Source organism: Sphingomonas sp. 3P27F8 (assembly GCF_005502745.1).
Lineage (GTDB): Bacteria > Pseudomonadota > Alphaproteobacteria > Sphingomonadales > Sphingomonadaceae > Sphingomonas.
Window position 1 is genome coordinate 16,065 of sequence record NZ_SCNL01000012.1, and the last position, 17,674, is coordinate 33,738.

At 64.6% G+C, this 17,674-nt stretch carries 15 protein-coding genes; 8 read left to right on the plus strand and 7 right to left on the minus strand.

Annotation, left to right across the window (positions count from 1 at the left end; translation table 11 throughout):
* Positions 1-8 precede the first annotated feature (8 nt).
* The 3 genes from FFS35_RS13985 to FFS35_RS13995 all read right to left on the minus strand — a co-directional run bounded on the left by FFS35_RS13985 (position 9) and on the right by FFS35_RS13995 (position 4,521).
* A complete protein-coding gene (locus FFS35_RS13985) occupies positions 9-788 on the minus strand; it encodes an alpha/beta hydrolase (RefSeq protein WP_137787715.1) in 780 nt (259 codons plus the stop codon).
* The gene (ndpH, locus tag FFS35_RS13990; protein ID WP_137787829.1) at positions 775-1,503 is read right to left on the minus strand and encodes a maleate isomerase; all 729 of its coding nucleotides are present in this window, start codon (positions 1,501-1,503) and stop codon (positions 775-777) included. The genes FFS35_RS13985 and ndpH overlap by 14 nt, the downstream gene beginning before the upstream one ends.
* 654 nt (positions 1,504-2,157) lie before the next feature.
* Entirely contained in the window at positions 2,158-4,521 is a 2,364-nt protein-coding gene (locus FFS35_RS13995) for a TonB-dependent receptor (protein WP_137787716.1), read from the minus strand.
* A gap of 622 nt (positions 4,522-5,143) precedes the next feature.
* On the opposite strand from FFS35_RS13995, the gene FFS35_RS14000 reads away from it, so the two are divergent.
* Complete coding sequence (locus FFS35_RS14000; RefSeq protein WP_171007636.1) at positions 5,144-6,610, plus strand: APC family permease; 1,467 nt, start codon at positions 5,144-5,146, stop codon at positions 6,608-6,610.
* Between the two features lie 103 nt (positions 6,611-6,713).
* Here FFS35_RS14000 and FFS35_RS14005 read toward each other — a convergent pair whose 3' ends face one another.
* Both FFS35_RS14005 and FFS35_RS14010 read right to left on the minus strand, forming a co-directional pair.
* On the minus strand, positions 6,714-7,436 hold the full coding sequence (locus FFS35_RS14005) for a hypothetical protein (protein WP_137787718.1): 723 nt from the start codon (positions 7,434-7,436) through the stop codon (positions 6,714-6,716).
* A gap of 473 nt (positions 7,437-7,909) precedes the next feature.
* The gene (locus FFS35_RS14010; RefSeq protein ID WP_137787719.1) at positions 7,910-8,272 is read right to left on the minus strand and encodes a helix-turn-helix transcriptional regulator; all 363 of its coding nucleotides are present in this window, start codon (positions 8,270-8,272) and stop codon (positions 7,910-7,912) included.
* Positions 8,273-8,414: 142 nt separating this feature from the next.
* On the opposite strand from FFS35_RS14010, the gene FFS35_RS14015 reads away from it, so the two are divergent.
* From FFS35_RS14015 to FFS35_RS14040, 7 genes are all read left to right on the plus strand, one after another.
* Positions 8,415-9,338: a hypothetical protein gene (locus FFS35_RS14015; protein WP_137787720.1), complete on the plus strand. Its 924-nt coding sequence runs from the start codon at positions 8,415-8,417 to the stop codon at positions 9,336-9,338.
* Positions 9,339-9,637: 299 nt separating this feature from the next.
* A complete protein-coding gene (locus tag FFS35_RS14020; RefSeq protein WP_137787721.1) occupies positions 9,638-9,886 on the plus strand; it encodes a helix-turn-helix domain-containing protein in 249 nt (82 codons plus the stop codon).
* Between the two features lie 89 nt (positions 9,887-9,975).
* Positions 9,976-12,984 carry a hypothetical protein gene (locus tag FFS35_RS14025; protein WP_137787722.1) on the plus strand — a complete coding sequence of 1,003 codons (3,009 nt, stop codon included), beginning with the start codon at positions 9,976-9,978 and terminating at the stop codon, positions 12,982-12,984.
* A 78-nt stretch (positions 12,985-13,062) separates the two neighbouring features.
* Entirely contained in the window at positions 13,063-14,118 is a 1,056-nt protein-coding gene (locus FFS35_RS14030) for a hypothetical protein (protein WP_137787723.1), read from the plus strand.
* A 168-nt stretch (positions 14,119-14,286) separates the two neighbouring features.
* Entirely contained in the window at positions 14,287-14,463 is a 177-nt protein-coding gene (locus FFS35_RS20020) for a hypothetical protein (RefSeq protein ID WP_171007637.1), read from the plus strand.
* Positions 14,464-14,558: 95 nt separating this feature from the next.
* Positions 14,559-15,608, plus strand: coding sequence for a hypothetical protein (locus tag FFS35_RS14035; RefSeq protein ID WP_137787724.1), 1,050 nt, complete (start codon positions 14,559-14,561; stop codon positions 15,606-15,608).
* 603 nt (positions 15,609-16,211) lie between these two features.
* Positions 16,212-16,562, plus strand: a complete 351-nt coding sequence (locus tag FFS35_RS14040) for a hypothetical protein (RefSeq protein ID WP_137787725.1) — start codon at positions 16,212-16,214, stop codon at positions 16,560-16,562.
* Here FFS35_RS14040 and FFS35_RS14045 read toward each other — a convergent pair.
* Complete coding sequence (locus FFS35_RS14045) at positions 16,559-17,095, minus strand: hypothetical protein (protein ID WP_137787726.1); 537 nt, start codon at positions 17,093-17,095, stop codon at positions 16,559-16,561. The two genes, FFS35_RS14040 and FFS35_RS14045, sit on opposite strands and share 4 nt — an antisense overlap.
* Positions 16,992-17,642: a hypothetical protein gene (locus tag FFS35_RS14050; RefSeq protein ID WP_137787727.1), complete on the minus strand. Its 651-nt coding sequence runs from the start codon at positions 17,640-17,642 to the stop codon at positions 16,992-16,994. The genes FFS35_RS14045 and FFS35_RS14050 overlap by 104 nt, the downstream gene beginning before the upstream one ends.
* Between the last annotated feature and the right edge of the window lie 32 nt (positions 17,643-17,674).

Sequence of the window (17,674 nt, forward strand, 5' to 3'; positions counted from 1 at the left end):
CAATCCTATCAGATTCTGAAATCGCTGACGGCGCTCAAAAAGCCGTCGAGGTCGTCCCAGGGGATCATGTGTCCCGCACCCTCGACCGTCGTGACCTCTATTCCGGGTGCGAGACCTCTAATCTCAGCGATGTCGCCATCTTCGATCACCGGAGAGGCCCCGGCCACCACAAGACGCATCGGCACATCGAGATGCGGCAGATCGCCGTGAATGTTGTCGGTGTGAAAACCCTTATAGGCGACGTCGATCGCACGAAGCTCACAGGTATGAAGCCATTCCGCCCGCAACGCGCGCTGCTCTTCGGTCCAACTGGGACAGAAGGCCTTCATGTCCTCAGCCGAACACCCGCGCTGCGCCAGCAGTATCGATTCCTCGTACCAAGGCCAGGCCGACGGATAGGCGCGCCGGCCGGGTCCGCTCACCGGCGGGTCGGCGAGGATCAATCCTCCGAATGCCTTTGGCGCCTTGCGTGCCGCACGGATCGCGGTGCGCGCGCCCATCGAATGGCCGAGCACGACCGGCGCGTCCATTCCGAGCGCCTCGACAAGAGCGACGGCATCGTCCGCCATCGCGTTGAGCGAGTAATCGAGATCTCCACCCTGACTGAGCCCGCGCCCCCTCACGTCGAGGACATGGACCTCGAAGTCCGCCGAAAGGGGTCCGGCAACGAAGTCCCAGGTGACCGCAGGCGACGTGATCCCCGGGATCAGCAGCATCTGCGGACCCCCGTCGCCATGCTTGATCAGGTGATGGCGGATGCCGTTCGCGTGGACGTTATAGCCGCGCATCGGCATCCCCCCGATAGGCGCCGGAGAGGAGGGTGCCGCCGCCGGGAACCCGCGTGTCGAGATCGAGCGACCTGAGCATTGCCCAGGTCGTGGCGATCGCCGCCGTCAGCACCGGCTTGCCGACCTGCGCCTCGACGATGGAGACGGCCGGCAATGATGGCATCTGGACGCATGCTGACAGGACGACCGCATCAACCTCCCCGATCCGGTCCATGCCGGCGACAATTCCCGGAAGACGCGCGGGATCGTGCGCGGCGACCGCCAGATTGTCGGAAATCTCAAGCGCGCGCCATTGGGCCACCTCGACGCCTTCGCTGCGGATGTAGTTCACGACCATCTCCGTCAGCGGCTTCATGTAGGGGGCGACGATGGCGACCTTCTTCGCGCCAATGGCCTTGATGCCATCGACGAGCGCCCCGGCTGAAGAGACGACGGGTGCTGGCTTACCGTTCTCGACCGTGACCTGATGGAGGCGCGCCTGAGACTCGCGGTGATAACCGTGCCCCATCGACATGATCGCCACGAGGCAGGCATAGCCCATCACGTCGACCGCGGCGTCGGACAGCTCGAGGGCGCAGCGGTCGCTCGCCCCATCCATCGCAGCCAGTTCCTCTTTCGTCACATGCTTCATCCGCATGCGCGAAGAATGGAACGTGAACCGCTCGGGTGAAATCGCCTCGCGCGCGCGCAGCAGCGCCGGGATCTCCGTTTCCATAGTGACGTTGGAGCTCGGCACGATCTGGCCGATGCGAAAGGTCCTCATTTGGGTCTCCATTTCCTCGGCCCTCTTGGTATTTCGTCAGACGTATAAATACAAGGGAAATTGGCCGCCTGCGTCGCTCGGTCGCGCGTCGGGCAGAACCGCGCCTCGACGACCCGGCTCCGCAACCCGAGCAGTCGCAAATACCTCAATAGAATCATCGCTATGGCACGGTATACTGCTGATCCCCCGTAATTGATGCGGACTCGCCTCCTCGACACACTTCCCGCGTCGGCGTATCCGGATCGGCAGTGTCCGCGCCCGACAAGTCACAGCGATGTCGGGAAAATTCTGCGACCGCCCTATTTCTGGCTGCGCGATGACGATCCTTCACTCCCTTCCGCACCGGCCGCCCACAACGACCTTTGCATCAATCATCCCGCCGTTCAGTTCCATTTCGCGCCGAAATCGCCCCGGGGATCGATCGTGTCGAACATGTGCGGCGAAAGGTTGTACTGCAGGAGTGGAGCGAAGGGGCCCTAGCGGGACCAGGCCACTGAGCCTTGTCCGAGCCGAACACTAGGTCGTCCCGTTCGATCCGCGTCCTCCCCACTGCGAAGACGCAGCGGGGAGGCGAGGTCGGCAGAGTATTTCTCGACCTCTGCCCGATCAGAACCGGATGGTGGCGTCGACGCTGTATGTGCGCGGCGTCCCTCGGATGAGGTAGTCAAACCCTGCGAACCTGAGCGCCAAACCGTAGGCGTAATACTTCTCGTTGAAGAGGTTCTTGACACCTGCGCCGACGGAGAAGCGATCGCCGTTATAGGCCAAACGGGCGTTGGATACCCAGTAGCCCTTCTGGGAAATCGATTCAGTCTGCGCGATATCGAAATAGATGCGCGAACTGTAGGAGGCGTCGATGTTGAAATCGACCGTGCCTTTGTCCAGCTTCGCGAGCACGACCGCGCCCGTGAGGTTGAGGTTGAACTTCGCGGAATTAGATATCTGATTCCCGGCGACATTCGTGCCGCTCGAACCCGATACGGTTGCATTGTCGTTATACTTGGGATCCAGCACACCGACGCCGACGCCAAGCGTCACCCGATCAACTGGCCGCGCGGTTATCTCGCCTTCGAAACCCCGAACACGTGCGCCGCTGATCGAACGCAGCGGAAACAGCCCACCCGCCTCGGTCACGACGACCTGCTGGTTGTTGTAATCCGTCTGGAAAACCGAGCCGTTGATCGTCAGCGCGCGATCCAGCAATGTGGTCTTGAAGCCGAGTTCATAGGTCCGCGCGGTTTCGGGGGGCGCGAAGGTGATTTCGGACGGGTCACTGAACGCCTGCGCATTCACAGCGCCGCTACGGTAGCCTTCGCGCATGGAAGCGTAGACCAGAACATCTTTCGAGGGCTTCCAATTGGCGCCGACTTCGAAGCTGGTGTTGTTGAAGGTGCGGCGATCGGCATAGTCGCTTATGGTCTGGACCGCAGCGCGATCCACATTGTCGCCTAGAAAGGCATTGAAGTTTGATACGGCCACCTTGTCGCGACTGAAGCGCACGCCGCCATATATCGAAACCGTTTTGGTTATCTCGAGGTCGCCGCGGAGATAGGCTGCATAGCTCTTGCGATCCTGCCTGAAGCTGTTCGACTGAACGAAGCCCGTACCGGTCGGTGTGAATCCAAAGCTACATGCCGGGCCGCAACCGGGATCCGTGAGAAGCGAGTAGTCAAACCCTGCGTTGACGGAGTCCTTCGAATAGAAAAGACCCGCCTGAACGTTTAAGGGCCCGCTAAAGGACGTCGCGAGCCTCAACTCCTGAACGAATTGCTTGATATTCCGACCGAAGGTGAAGATCGGGTCGTCAGCCTTGATGGGAAGCCCGTCATCGTCTCCGACATCGACCCAAGTGCCCCAGTCGTAGGTCGTCACTGAAGTCAGCCTGAGGTGGTCGGCCACGTCCCAGTTCATGATCAGGTTCAGCCCGTCGCTTTGAATTGTCCGCTTAGGCGTGTCTGTCGTCGCCGTCTGGAAGAAGCCCAGGCCGTTTCGGTTCGCACCGGGAAGGCCGGACAGGTTATTGCCAGGGAAAAGGATCGCCGGATCGTTGAAGTTGATGTTCGCGGCGAATGGCGCATAATTGCGGCCACCGCTCCTGACATGGTTAAACCGCAGCGTCGCCTTGAAGGTGCTCGAGGGCTCGAACTGCAGCGAGCCGCGGAAGGCGAAGACGTCCGTCTGATCCAGGTTGCCTAGCCCAGGGGTTACGTTTTCGAGAACGCCGGTGTCGTGGACATACAGTGCGGCGAAGCGGACCGACAAAATATCGCGGATCAACGGCGTTTGCACCGCGCCCTGCAACCGAACGCGATTGAAGTTACCGTAGGCACCGGTCATGTACCCTTCGGTGTCGAAGCCCGGCTTCTTCGTCACGATGTTCACGGCGCCGCCGGTCGCGTTTTTTCCGTAGAGCGTGCCCTGTGGACCGCGAAGCACCTCCACGCGCTCAATGTCAAAAAGCGGCATCGTCTCGAAGGTGGATAGTCCGCGGATGCCCTCGTCGACATAGATCGCGATCGGCTTGCTCTGGTTGGCGGAATAGTCGGTTGAAGAGATGCCCCTAATGACGAAGTTGGGCGGGCCGCCCTCACCGAATGGAGTGGCGACCTGAGTATTAGGCGATAGCCTCATCAAATCGCCGACCTGGACCGCCTGGCGCTTCTCGATCGACTCACCGCCGAACGCGGAGATGGCTACCGGGACGTCCTGGAGACGTTGCTCGCGCCGTTGTGCGGTGACGACGATATCGCCATCACCTGAAGTTTGCGCGTTGTCGGCCTTGGGCGGAGCAGCGTCCTGCGCGTAAGCCGCCGTCGAGAATCCGAGTGAAAGCGAAGCGAGCGAAACCGCGAGTGCGGTTCGGGCCGAGCCGCGTGTAATTCGAGCGATCATTGTACCTCTCCCTTTTTCCCTCTTTGCGCACTTCTCGTCTCGCCGACCTTGAGCGCGGACCCGCTTCGCAGGTCGCACACCGCTCGGTCAGAGCGCTCCTCGCGCCCGCTGTTCGTTACCCCAGCGCGATCCCCACGAACGCCACATAAAATCCCACTGTCTGCCCCAGATGCAGATCAGCTCGATCACCCCTGATTTAATTGTTCTAATGCATAATTTAGAAGACTGTCAACTTGCGGGAAAGAGGACGGAGCTTGTCGCGCCGCTGCGTCATCTCGTGGCTCCGTCATATAAATATTACCGTATTATCAGCTAGTTAATGCAATATATCCCAGTCCTGATCCGGCTTCGGCAACCACGCTGTAGATCTGCATGAAATGAGCATCTGAATAAATTTCTTGCAGGGCGTGATGAAATTGTTACACAACCGCGACGGTGACGCTGGTCGGGTCCGGTGGCGAGGTTGAGAGTAAAAGCCTGCCCAGCGCCGATCTAGATCTCACGTGCGAAGTCGAGCGTGGACACAACGGGCGGGGCGGATGCGAGACTTTGATCTGGCGAGGATCTCGAAAGACACTTCCGGCCGGCCGGGGCGATGCGGCGACGCGCTGAGCGCGTCCGCATCGGAGAGCTCGCGAAACCGGAGACGGCCGCCAGGATCGGCATCCGACGTAACATTGGCCGCTTTATGGAGTTCCGAATGACGCAAGCAAATGAGGCCGCCTCGTCCGGGTCGGGCAGATCCTTGTCCGAGGGCCAACCCGTTGCGCTGCCACGGTCCCTGAGCACGTTTCGGCTCGCGGTCTTCGTCATCGCAGCCGTCGCGCCGCTTGCCTGCGTCATCGGTGTGCTTCCGGTAGCGCTGGTGTTCGGTAGCGGAACGGCGCTTCCACTTGCCTTCGTGGTCGCCACGGTCGTCACGGCACTGTTTGCGGTGGGCTATTCCGCGTTCAGCCGGGAAGTTGTGACCGGCGGCGCATTCTACACCTACATCGCGCGCGGACTTGGTCCGGTCATGGGCTTGGGAGCGGCCGGCGTCGCGGTGGTGTCTTACACCATGTTCGTGCCGGGGGGATTCGGCTATCTCGGCTACATGATGCAGACCACGTTCAGCGACTTGCTGGGGGTCCACCTGCATTGGGTGATCTACTCGCTGATCGCCTGGATCATCATCGGTTTCTTCGGCCTTCGCCAGATCGACTTCAGTGCCCGGGTGGTGCTAGTCGTCATCGTCATCGAATTCTTGCTGCTGCTCTTCTTCGACGCGGTCCTCGTCGGACGGCTTGGCAGCGCGGCGTTCCCCATCCAATCACTGGACATCACCGGCCTTACAGGTGGCGCGCCCGGCGTCGCCATCCTGCTCGCGTTCACGTGCTATTTCGGCATCGAGTCGGCTGCGCTGTTCTCGGAGGAGGCCAAGTCACCGCAGAAATCGGTGGCCCGGGCGACCTATATCGCGATCCTCATCATAGGCATCTTCTACTTCGTCACGTCGTGGATCACGGTGGGCGGGATCGGGCCCGACAAGATCAAAGGCATACCGGAAGCGGACGTCGGGCTCATCTACTTCAAGCTCAGCGACCGATATGTGAGCGGCGCGTTCACGACGATCATCCAGACCGCACTGGTTACCAGCATGTTCGCCACCGTCCTATCGATGCACAACGTGGCTGCGCGCTATCTTTTCGTCCTCGGCCGCCAAGGCTGCCTGCCCCGTGTCCTCGGTCGCGCGCATCCTGTCCATGGATCACCGACCGCGGCCAGCGCCACGGTCTCGGTCGTTGCGCTCGTCGTGTTCACGAGCGCCGCTTATCTCGGGCTGCACCCGATGCTCGGACTCGGCCTGATCGCCCTGGGCTTCGCTGCGGTCGGTGTGATGTTCATGCAGGCCCTCACCAGCCTGGCGGTCGTCTCCTATTTCCGCAAACACCCCGAGCGGCACTTGTGGCAGCACGTGATCGCGCCGATCCTGGCTTTTCTCGGGCTGCTGGTGGCGCTGTACTTCGCGATCAAGAACTTCGAATTCCTCAGCGGCAGCCATAACCCGGTGGTCAATCGGCTTCCGATCGGCATCCTGGTCGCGATGGTGGCCGGAATCGGGTTCGCGCTGTGGCTCCGCCGATATCGCCCGGACCGCTTCGCCGCGATCCAGCTCGACGAATCCTGATTCGACGGCGCTCTGTCCATTTGCGGTTCGCCGACAGAGTGTCCGGTCGCATGCACCGCACCCCGTCGACGGCCGACGACCCGTCAAGTTCCTGCGGTAGGGATCAGGGAGCCGATGTGGAAGGTGGGGTGTGGACCTCCGCAGCGCATACGCGTCTGATCTCGGCGCTAGCCGACGCGATCCCCGTCGCGACGAAGCCACCCGCCTCAGCGCGCGCCATGAGCGCAGCGTCTTCCCTCATGAAGCGGTAGGAGTATTCCACCAGCCCGGCTCGCGCCATCGCCAGGTTCACAACGTGCACGGTGCGGTGGGAGAAGGCGACGATGTCCGCGAAGTCGATCCTTGCGACCTTCATGGCGTCCGCGGCACCTCGCTCAACCGTCTCACTGATGTCGGCGAAGTTCGCGATGACGTCCGACATCCCGTCGCGCCACGAAAGTATGCGGCCCGCGAACGAGGAACCGACCTCGTTCACGGCGAAGATCTCGATCGTCGACCTGGTGGCAGCCAGGATCCAGTCGCTCTGGCTTATGGAATCCTGTGACGGATGGTTGTGCCAGTACCGGACCGGCCCACCGGTCGCAGCATCATTCATCTCGTCGGTCACGGGCGCGCTCCTGTATCCGGTCGATGAACCGATGAGGGCGGTTCCGGCACCGTCGATGCAATGGAGCAACTCCCGATCGCGGTTCGCGGGATCCCTCGCGAAGGTGATTATCTCGGCGAGCGTGCCCTGCTCGAGTTCCGTGAAGATCAAAGGGATCAGGCCGTCGGCCGAACCGGTGAACCATCTCCCGTGCTCGGTCATCCGCTCCGCTCCCTCCATTCTGCCTGCTCCATGGTTGCCGCCAGGGTTTCAACCGCGGTGTCGGGCTCAAACGAGCGCAACGCTGTCCCGCCGCGGCTGCGATCCGCTATGGAGCGCATATGCTATTGGTCATCGACAATTACGACAGCTTCACCTGAAACCTGGTCCACTACCTTCCGTCCCGATCATTCCTACCCCTGACGACGCGAGCGTCCGCCTGGATGACACTCCGACACCCGATCGACGCCTTCCGGATACCCATAGCCAGGCGCTGATCATCGGGCACGCCCCCGGAGCGTCGGCTAGGCCGACAGCGGCGTTGCAAGCAGTGGAAGAGTTCAGGAACTGTGCGGTGCGAATGCACCGGATGAGGGAGAAAAAGACTTGTTCTCGCAGTTTACTTCCACGCCATCGCCGCAGTACCCCGGCGGACGTCCATACTTGATAGGGCCGTCGCTCCGTCGCTTACCTACTTTGCACCCAGCGCAGCGTCAGTCTTCGGCGGCCCCCGCGTCGGTAGCGCGACTTCCGGGCCCGCGTGACAGCCGCTTCACAGCCCGGATCTCCTCAGCGTCCAGAACGACGCCGTCCACGAGCTCGGACAACCCGATGCCGAGCTCAAGACCAAGGCGGAACAGCACCAGCAGGGATGGGTTCTGCAGGCCCCGCTCCAATCTAGAAAGGTAGAGGCGGTCGAGATCGGCCAGGTCGGCGAGCTCGGCCTGGGAAAGGCCGCGGTCAGTCCGCCGCCGCCTTATCCGCTCGCCAACCTCTCGAATCGCCCCGATCTGCACAGCGGCACTATGGCGGCAGCGCGGGATCGGCGCGAGCGGAAACGGCCGCAGCGACGCCAAGTCCGTCTGGCATCAGGGCCTGACCCCCTGGCACGCTACCGACCTGACCGACGCGCCGCGCTTGAGACACCATTAACCCACGTCCGATAGCGTCGCCGCGGAGATCGAACACGAGGCGGACGGAATGGGTGAACCGATAGATGTGGGCACGCTGGATCCATGGGAAATCTACGTCGAGAACGCGACGTGGCCTGCGGCAGAAGGACAGCGATTCATCGTCGATCTCGCCGCGACGCTCATGGAGCGGCGCTACGAGGTGACCGCGCTGGACCTGCACCTGTCCCCCGACTTCTGCTCGACCTTCCGCGACATCGTCGTCGCGGACATCGCCCAGGCGCTCATGAGCGGCGGCGTCGTGGCTAGCGCCATGCCGGTCGGCGGCGGCGCTCTCTTGCCGATCGGAAGCGCCGAATGGACCAACGCCGTCGTGCGCACGGCCGTTGCGACCGGCACCATGCAGCGGCGCTACCGGTCGCGCCGCCTCCATCCACACTGGGTCTTCGTCGGCAAGACCGAGGCCGCCCTGATGGAGCGCGTCCATGCGATCGCGGACATGATCGCGCCGACCGAGGAACGCGGACCGGCTGAGGAACTCGGCGAGATCGTGCTCGCCAACCTCAGCGCGATTGCCGGCAACAAGCTGGCGCTCGATCCGGAAGGAAGCGCGCAGCGCGTGCTGAAACTGCTGATGCCAAGCCTGCATCCGACGCTGAACATCGACGATACGAACAAGTTCGTCGCCGCGGTCGTCCCCTGGCTCATCGGGAGGTTCAACGAGGACAAGGACGGGAACATGGTGAAGAAGGATTTCCAAGACGAAGCGATCGCCGAGTTCGGCCCCTTCATGACCAAGCGCATCTTCGAAAAGGTATGGGAAAAAGCGCTGCAATTCAGGGCGTCGGACGACGAAAAAGTGGCGACGGCCGCAAACCCGACGATGCCCTCAGCCGTCAAAACCTCGGTCTCCATCCCTAACCTCGCGTCGATGCCACCGAAGGGCGACCACGCGGATCGCTCCCGCGCCGGCCGCCGAGGGAAGACGAAGGCCGAATTTAAGGCGGCCTAGCAGACGGCGGCAGCCGCTCGCCTGCGATCCCGTGCACGACACCTGCTCCATCGTGCGGCCGCGACGTCGCTTGCCGTCCCGCGCGAACGACCTCGTCGGGCAGCCGGCATCAGCGGACCGTGGCACCTCCCGAGTCGCGCCAAACAATCTCCCCACCACCAGATGAAAGCGGGTGCGGCAAGGTCGCACGGGCCTCCCCGCACCCTCGTGCCCCACGACCTCAGGACGCGGCCAATCCCCGCATCTGCAAACGATAGGCGATCCTGTCGATCCGGCTCCCGGCAACAAGGGAGCACACCATGCCGAGAAAGAGATGGCCGCCCTCCGCGGTCCTGAAGACACCCGAGGCGGCACACCACGTCGGGCTGGCCGCCAGCACGCTTGAGAAAGCCAGGGTGGTGGGAGGTGGCCCGCCTTGGGTCGTCATCCTGAAGGGCGCGATACGCTACCGGGTCAGCGACCTGGACGAATGGCTCGCCGCCCGCGTGACCGGGCGCCCCGAGACCCGCTGCGCGGACTGCCCGCTCCGCCGCCGCGAAGAGGAATGAGCGGCAACCACCACACCGACGAACCCACACGCCCCGCGCCGCCCCCAAGCGACGCGGGGCCACCACGATCCGTTCAAGGAGAAGTTGAGATGAACATGGTCAGCAAGAGCGAGAACTTCGCCGGTAACGCGTCCGACAAACCCACCATCCTCCGTGGCGCGCAGCTCGGCAGGCTCATGCGAGCCGCCAAGCCCGCGTTGGTGGCCGCCTGTGCCGGGATCGACGCCGAGAAAGAGTTCGCCGGGTCGCCGACGAAGCACCTGGAGGCCCGCATCCTGCGCAAGATCGACGCGTATCGCGCATGGATCGTACAGCACGGACTGCGGCCGCCGGTCAGCAACCACGGCGTCGCCTCCATTTCCATCCTCGAGCACATCGGCCACGCCGGTGCGAAACTGACCGACGCGATCCGCGTCGCCCTGGTCGGCCTGGAGGACCTGCTGCCGGACGACGGGGAGGCGTTCAGCAAGCCCGACGGCGAGCCCGTCGACGTGCTCATCGGGTTCTACGCGATCGCGATGAAGGAGCGTGGTTTCGGCCTGCCGCTCAACGGACCGAGCGGCCGCTACTGCTGGCGTCGCGCGTGCGAAGAGATCGGCTGCAAGCCGAAGGACCTCAACGAGCGGCGCAAGGCGTTCCTGCGCTCCATCGACCGCGCGATCGGCGTGCCCGGCGAAGCGGTCGTCGCGCCGACCACCCACTGGGACCCGACCCTGCGGAACGCCGCGGTGCCTGCCCTCCTGGCGCTCGAGCTGAAGCGGCTCAAGGGCAAGATGCCCGCCGATCCCCTCCACCCGACGATGATCGACGCGGTGCAGGTCGCCGAAGGCGCCGGCGTGACGGTCCGGGACATCGTCGGCGGTTCGCTGGCCGCCGAGAACCTGCAGGCGATGGAGGACGCCCGCAACGGGAAGGCGCTCGTCCCCCACCCGATGGTCGCGGGGCGGCGGTTCACTATCAAGGACCTAAAGGAGTTCGGGCGCAAAGCCAGGGAGGCGGAGGCTAAGGCATTGGAGCACGCCGACCCCGCGAACACGGCCCGCATCACAGTCCGCGCGCTCACCCAGTTCCTGGGCCTGCCCAAGCTGGGGGGCAAGACCAGCGATCTCGTGCCGCTCGACCTGCCCGACCGCATCAGGCGCGCCATCGCCTCGCGGCCCAAGGGCTTCGGGTCGGGCTGGGCGAGCCAGATCCAGCGGTGGATCGGATACTATGACGCCGTGCGGTCCGAGAAGCCGCTCCCCAACACGTTCGCCACCGCGATCAGGATCCTCGCCGCCGAGGTCGGCATCAGCGCCTACCAGATCATCAGGACCGTCGGGGCCCGCGCCCACAACTGGCTCCACGGTCTGGCCTTCCCGACCGTCGAATCGGCGTCCCACATCCTCGCTCTCGAGAAACTGCTGAGGGTGCTGCCCGGGACGCTCACGCGGCTCCTGACCAAGGAGTGGCAGTCGCGCCGCTTCGAGCTCAAGCTCAGCGATCACGGCCTCAAGGGAGTGAGCAAGAACCTGCCCGACGACTTCGCGACCAAGTCGCCCGACGAGCAGCTCGCCATCGCGCGGGCGAAGTGGTCCCACCACGTCCGGCAGGAAACGGAGTTCGCCAATCGCCTCTCCAGCCAGATCCGCGATCGCTACCGGCTGCCGTTCGCAAAGTGGCCGAAGGTGATGCAGGACGCCTGGATCGAGCACACCCCGGAACTCAACGAGGTCCGCCCGTATCGCGAGGCGGATCTCCGCCTGCCCGGCAAGCGGCCGTCGAAGGCGGAACGCTCGAACGCCAAGCGCGAGGAGGACCGCAGCTGGCGGCCCCTGACGGAGCGGATGGCGGAACGCATGCTCGGCTACTATTTCGGCTTCCTCGTGAGAGAGCGTGCGAAGCCGAAGGACGAGGGCGACGTCCCGGGCGGTCCGAACGCAGACGCGACGGGACCGACGGCGCAGGAAGAAGCGGACTTTATCGCCGAACCCGGGCTGGGCATGCCCATCGAGCTCATCCACCCGGCGCTCTTCCTGGTGATCGACCTCCTCACCGCCTTCGCCCACTGGCGGAAACGGCGGTCGGGCGGCCGCTTCGCGCCGACCATCGCGCAGACGCTGCAGCACGCCGCAGACTTCCTGAAGCCGGAAACGGGGTTGGTCTGGAAGACCGAATACCAGGAGTACCTCGTGCGCTTCCAGGAGTGGTGGGACAAGGAAGGCGCTCTCGCCCAGGGCGACGTCTTCCTCGACCTCGACGCCTTCGTGGAGAACTGGCAGGTCGCGGTCGGCGAGACCCACGCCTACCTGCTCGAGGACATCGAGGAGATGCGCCCCGGCGACCCCAAGCGGAAGAAGCTGCGCTTGCCGTTCAAGCCGCTCAAGGGCTATCTCGCAGAGCACGACCCCATGGTGCCCTACATGGCCGACGTGCGGAAGATGCTCGCCTCCAGACCGCTCGGGATGGTGGACCGCCACCGGCACACCCGCAACTGCATTCTCACGCTCGTCGTCCTGCAGACCGGGCTGCGCGCCGCAACGCTGATGTTCACCGTGGCGGGTGACGAGCCGACGCTCCGGCGCGAGGAGGCCAAGGACAAGTCGGTGCGCTGGAGGATCGTCATCCCCTCCAGCCGGTTCAAGAACTTCAGCAGTCCCTTCTTCGCCAACGCGCAGGACTACGACTTCACGCTGGACGACGAGGACGGTCTCTATGCCCTGCTCGACGACTACATGGCGCGCGGCCGGCCGTACCTCCTCAACGGACGAACCTCCGACGCCCTGTTCATCGGCAACAAGGGCAAGGCCCTCTCCGCGGCGGGGCTGAGCAACGTCTACCGCTCCCTAACCGGCCGTTTCCTCGCGCACGACGCCGACGCGGAGACCGGCACCGAGAACGTCCTGCCGCACGGGCTGCACGCCGTACGCCACATCATCGCCACGTCGCTGCTGCGAACGACCGGCGACATCTACATCGCGGCCTGGGCGATCCAGGACACCGCGCGCACTGTCGAGCAGCACTACGTCGACTTCCTGCCCAGGAACAAGGCGATGCTCGCGGTGGTGCACCTGCGCAAGTCCCGCGCGGCGCCCGAGCCGCTGCCCCTGGCGGAGTGACCACGGTCGCCCGCGTCCGGCCGCCGCCAGCTGCGACCGGGCGCGGGCGCCGCCCAACTCTCTACAAGGACCACGACGATGATCGAGCATGACGCGAACACCCACATCGAGACGCACCATCGGTTCGGCGACCCCGGAGCGCGGGCGCGATCCGCCGCGACGCTCGCGAACGAAGTGTCCGAGCTGCTCTCCGGACCGGCCGCGGCCGAACTCGGCCCGCTCCATCCCGGGCCGCTGAACCACGACGGGCATCCGTCGAACTGGCCTGCGCTGCGTTCGGACCCGGCTCCCGGCTTTGGAGGCGCCCAGCTGCACCACAACCTCGGCTCCGGGGACATGGGTGTGCTCAACCCGCATATCGTCGCGCGGGAGGTGCAGGACGTCCTCGACGGCATCGAGTTGCACCGCCGCGCCGCAACGGCGGCCGTCGACGCCGCGAGGAAACGGGCGCTCGAGGCCATCGGCGAGTGCGACGACACATTCTCTCCGTCGCGGCTGACCGCCATGACGTTCTCGACCGGCGGCCCCGGCGACGTCCGTGTCGGGCTCGACGTCGAGATCCTCGGTCACGACCTGACACGCCGTGTGCTGCCGCTGCGGCGCATGGTCGGCTCGAAGGAGCATTCGGGGCTGACCACCGCGCTGACCGTCCACGAGCGCCGGGTGGCGAGCCTCGCCCGGCTGCGGGCGAATGGGTGGGCCGGCTGGATCGACGAGACGGCCCGGCTCGTCCTGGCCGAGGCGGGCGTGGAAACCGGCACGGCCATTCGGCAGCTCCTGCCGCTGAACCAGTTCGCCATCCGCTTCGGTAACGGACGGTGGACCGCGACCCTCATGTGGAAGGAAGGGGTCATCACCGCCGATATCCACGACCGCTCCACCAACCTAGGCCTTTATGACGGGGAACTGCAGTTCGGCGCCGGGTTGCCCGATACGCTGTTCGACTCCCTTCCCGGACGTCGGCTCGGCGATGTTGCGGTCGTGCAGCACCCCTTCCTGTCGCCAGAGGCGGTGATCACCGACTCATACGAACGCGGCGGCGTCCGGTTCGCGCGGATCGTCGTGCCGACGACGCCGTTGCCGGATCAGGCGCGGTCGCCAGAAACCGGAAAGGGCGGAGGTTCTGAGGACTGAGCAGTCGAAAGGCCGAATCCGACTGCCCACGGCAGCGGTCCACGGGTTCAGGGCCATCGAGGGCCTGGGCCATCAAAGGCTGGCCAGGTGGTGATTTCTTAAGGGTCGGGTGAGCAGTGCAGGCGTGGGGAAAATAGATTCCCTCGGGGCCGCGCTCAAGGAGATGACATGTTCGAAATCAAGACCTTGGACCGGACCGACCTTCGGCGCCTCGCCGCGATGGTCGGCGACCGGCTGCCCCGTTCGGCGACGGCGCCGTCACGCCGCCGGACCTCGATAGATTCCAGGCGGTGGTCCATGACGACCGACGAGATCGTGGTCGCCCCGCAGCGCCTCGCCGCTTGAGGCCGACGACGAGATGGGGCGGCCCCGCGCCACGAAGATGCAGAATGTTGATGTTCTGGCTGTGATAGCCAGCAGAGAGGAAAATTGAAGTGTACATGCAGAACGACATCGTGGCCGCAGCCACCAAGGGTCCGCACATCACGCCGTCGCGGGTTGATCCCGTCGAGCGCCGCGCCGAGCTGGAGCTGGTGATCGCCGCCGCCACCCTTGCCATCCCCAAGGCCACGATGAAGAAGCTGGGCAAGCTGTCAATTGCCGAGGCTATGGACGACGACGACCATTCCTACTTCGGCCAGATCCGCTCAGAGCCCGTCGGCAAGTCCGGCATCGAGTTCCGCTATCCGATGCCGGCCCGGAACACCGGTTCGCGCGATCTCGAGGACACCATCCAGAACGTCGTCGATGGTGCCACCCGGGTCGCTCAGATGGCGACGCAACTGAAGAAATACGTCGAGCTCATGCGGGAGGCCGCCAACGAGGCGATCGCGCCTGCGAGCGGAGGCATCTCGCCGATGCGCATCGTCGCCATCGGCATCACCCCGTCGCCCGTTGAAGACAATGTCCTCATGACGGTCGATGTCGAGATGCTCGGCTGCAACCTCAAGCGCGGCATCGACCGCGCCGCGGAGCACTCCGTCGAACGGGTGGAGAAGCGCCTAGAGAAGCTCGCTGCGATGCACGCCGAACGCAGCAAGGTGCTCGCACAGACCATGGTCGCCGGCGGCACGGGTTGGATCGACGACGCTGCGGTCCGCATCATCGACGCAGCCGGCCTTCCCCGCGCGGATATCCTCGCGATGATGGAAGATGAGCGGCAGGTCGAGTTCATGTTCGGTGGCGAAGAGGGATACGATCTGATGGGCGGCGTCCATTGGGAGGACGGCACCATGCGCGGCTACATCGAGAACCGCGACCGCAACGGCACCTACCGCCTGGAGGCGAACCAGCTCCTGATCCCATCCAAGGGCCTTCCGTCGACGATCATCGCCGACCTCGTCGGACGCAGGCTCCGCGAAGTCGTAGACATCGACGCCATTCCGCCGAGCGCGCTGATCCTGGCAGTCGAGGAATCGGGCGAATGGCTCTACATCGACCTGGAGATCGGCAGGTCGCTCATCGAGCACGTCGTTCCGGCGATCGACTGACACACATAGGGCGAGGGCAGCCCCCTCGCCCAACCGGTCAAGCTCGGACCATGGGCGCGCCGAAACGCCGCCACAACGGCCGTCCGCCGCCCCCGGCGAGCGACCTAGCGCCGCACCCTATCCGGCCGCTAGCTCGGCGACGTCAGGCTACAATTCGCAAGATTATCACACCGATTCTGGAAAGCGTGTTGCGATTTGCGGCTAAGTAATTGATTTTCCACCCTCAGTTTTTCCCTTCAGCATCTGATAGAAGGTCGACTTCTATAAGTGCGTAGTTTGTCCGTCAGCATCAAATATCGCCTATAATCAATGTGTTGGCATTTTCGTCACTTCCATAGATCGTCCAAATCGGACCCCCGAGCGTGTCACAACTCCGAATAATGCGATTTCAGGATGGTGGCGCGGTGTCGGCCACCGCGGCAATCACCACGGTCTGATCTCAGCGGCCGAGGCCTCGCAGCGGTCCCGCATCGAGAGCCAGCAGCCCGGTCGGCGCGGCCGAAGGCGTGGCCACGACCGCCACCCGCCGCAAGTCCCGGCGAGCGACGGCGCGGGCAACGGCTTGTGCGCGGCCGCAGCCCGTCCGAAGCGGAGCCAGGGACGATGAGCCGGCGCGACGACGACGCATACGCACCGCAGGCCCTCCTGGCACGCGCCGGGATGTCGCAGGCCCAGCTCAGGGACTGGACGGCCGAACACGCCTACTGGGTCGAACGCCTGGAGGGTGACGGACCGGTCCTGTGCCGCGTGAGGAGGCTGGAGATCGACGGCATCGCGATGATCGACTGCTTCTTCGACGTCCCAAGCGGCGACAGCTACGACTTCCGCGTCGCGTGCAGCGGCAGAACGTTTCTCGGCAGCACAAGGTCGGAGGCCGAGAGGCCGGAGCATGCCGAGGCACTGATCGCCCTGGTGTTGGACGAGCTCGGCCTGACCGCGATACCGATCGACTAGCGCCGTTCCCGCACGGCGATGCAGATCAAGCGGTGGTCGCGGACAACCACGGGACCGGCCGGGCGCTCCATCTCGCCCAGGGCGTAGACGAACGGGTCGATCATTCCGTTGGCGGACGGCCACTCCTTGCCGACGTGGTCCAGGCACACGGCGAGTTCGTCGTCGAATTCCGAAATGACGGAGGGCCGCCACCCCGACCGGTCCACGAGGAACTCGCGGTCGAACGTCGCCAGGCGCATTGTCGTCCCGCTAACGACGGGGGCGATCGTGTAGCGCAGCTTGGCGAACCATATGCGCTTCGTATCCGGTTGGGCGCGCGCCGCGCGCTGGAAGACGTCGCCATAGGTGGAGACGCCGGGGGGCAGATACTGGACGTTCAGCGGATGCTCGAGTTCGACGAGATCGCCCAGGTGCAGAAGGCACGCCCTCTCAATCCTGCTTGAGACCGACTTGCGATCGCCGCGCCGGGGCGGTTCGTCGCCGCCCCGGCACGTGGCGGTAACGCTTGACCAGGCCCGGGTCGGCGTCCTCACCATTGGAACCGGATTGGGCCGCGCGGATCTCCTCCCGGTCGAAGACGATCGCGCTGGGCGGCGCGCCCGACCGGCCACTCTTCGACCTCACGACCCGCTTCTCGATGATCGCGGCCACCTCCTCCTGCCTTATCCAGCAGTCGTCGAGGTGAGGGTCGGTCCGCCGCTTCCTGAAGTAGATCTCGGAAGCCATCTCGCTGGGCCGGCCGCCTCCGGGCGGCGGCGAGTAGTTGGGCATCCTCACGACGTCGAGCGGCACCTTGCAATCATAACAGAAGAAGCACTGCGCCTTCGCCTCGGCGTGCGTGAAGTCCCACGACCGGACATCCTCTCCGCTGCCGTCCACTGCCCGATCCATCGCGACCTCCTGCGCGATAAGATACAGCATCGTGAACGCGGCGCGAACACCGGCCGCGATCCCAGCGCAGCCGCTCGGCCCGAGCGCTGTGCGGGACGGCCGCAGCTCCGATCCGATCGCCGCCGCCCCGTCACCGGACCGCGCGGCGCGTCGTGACGCCCGCCGCGGCGAAGACACCTCCAGCACCACGGCTGTGTCCAAAACCTGAAAGGCGAAAAAGC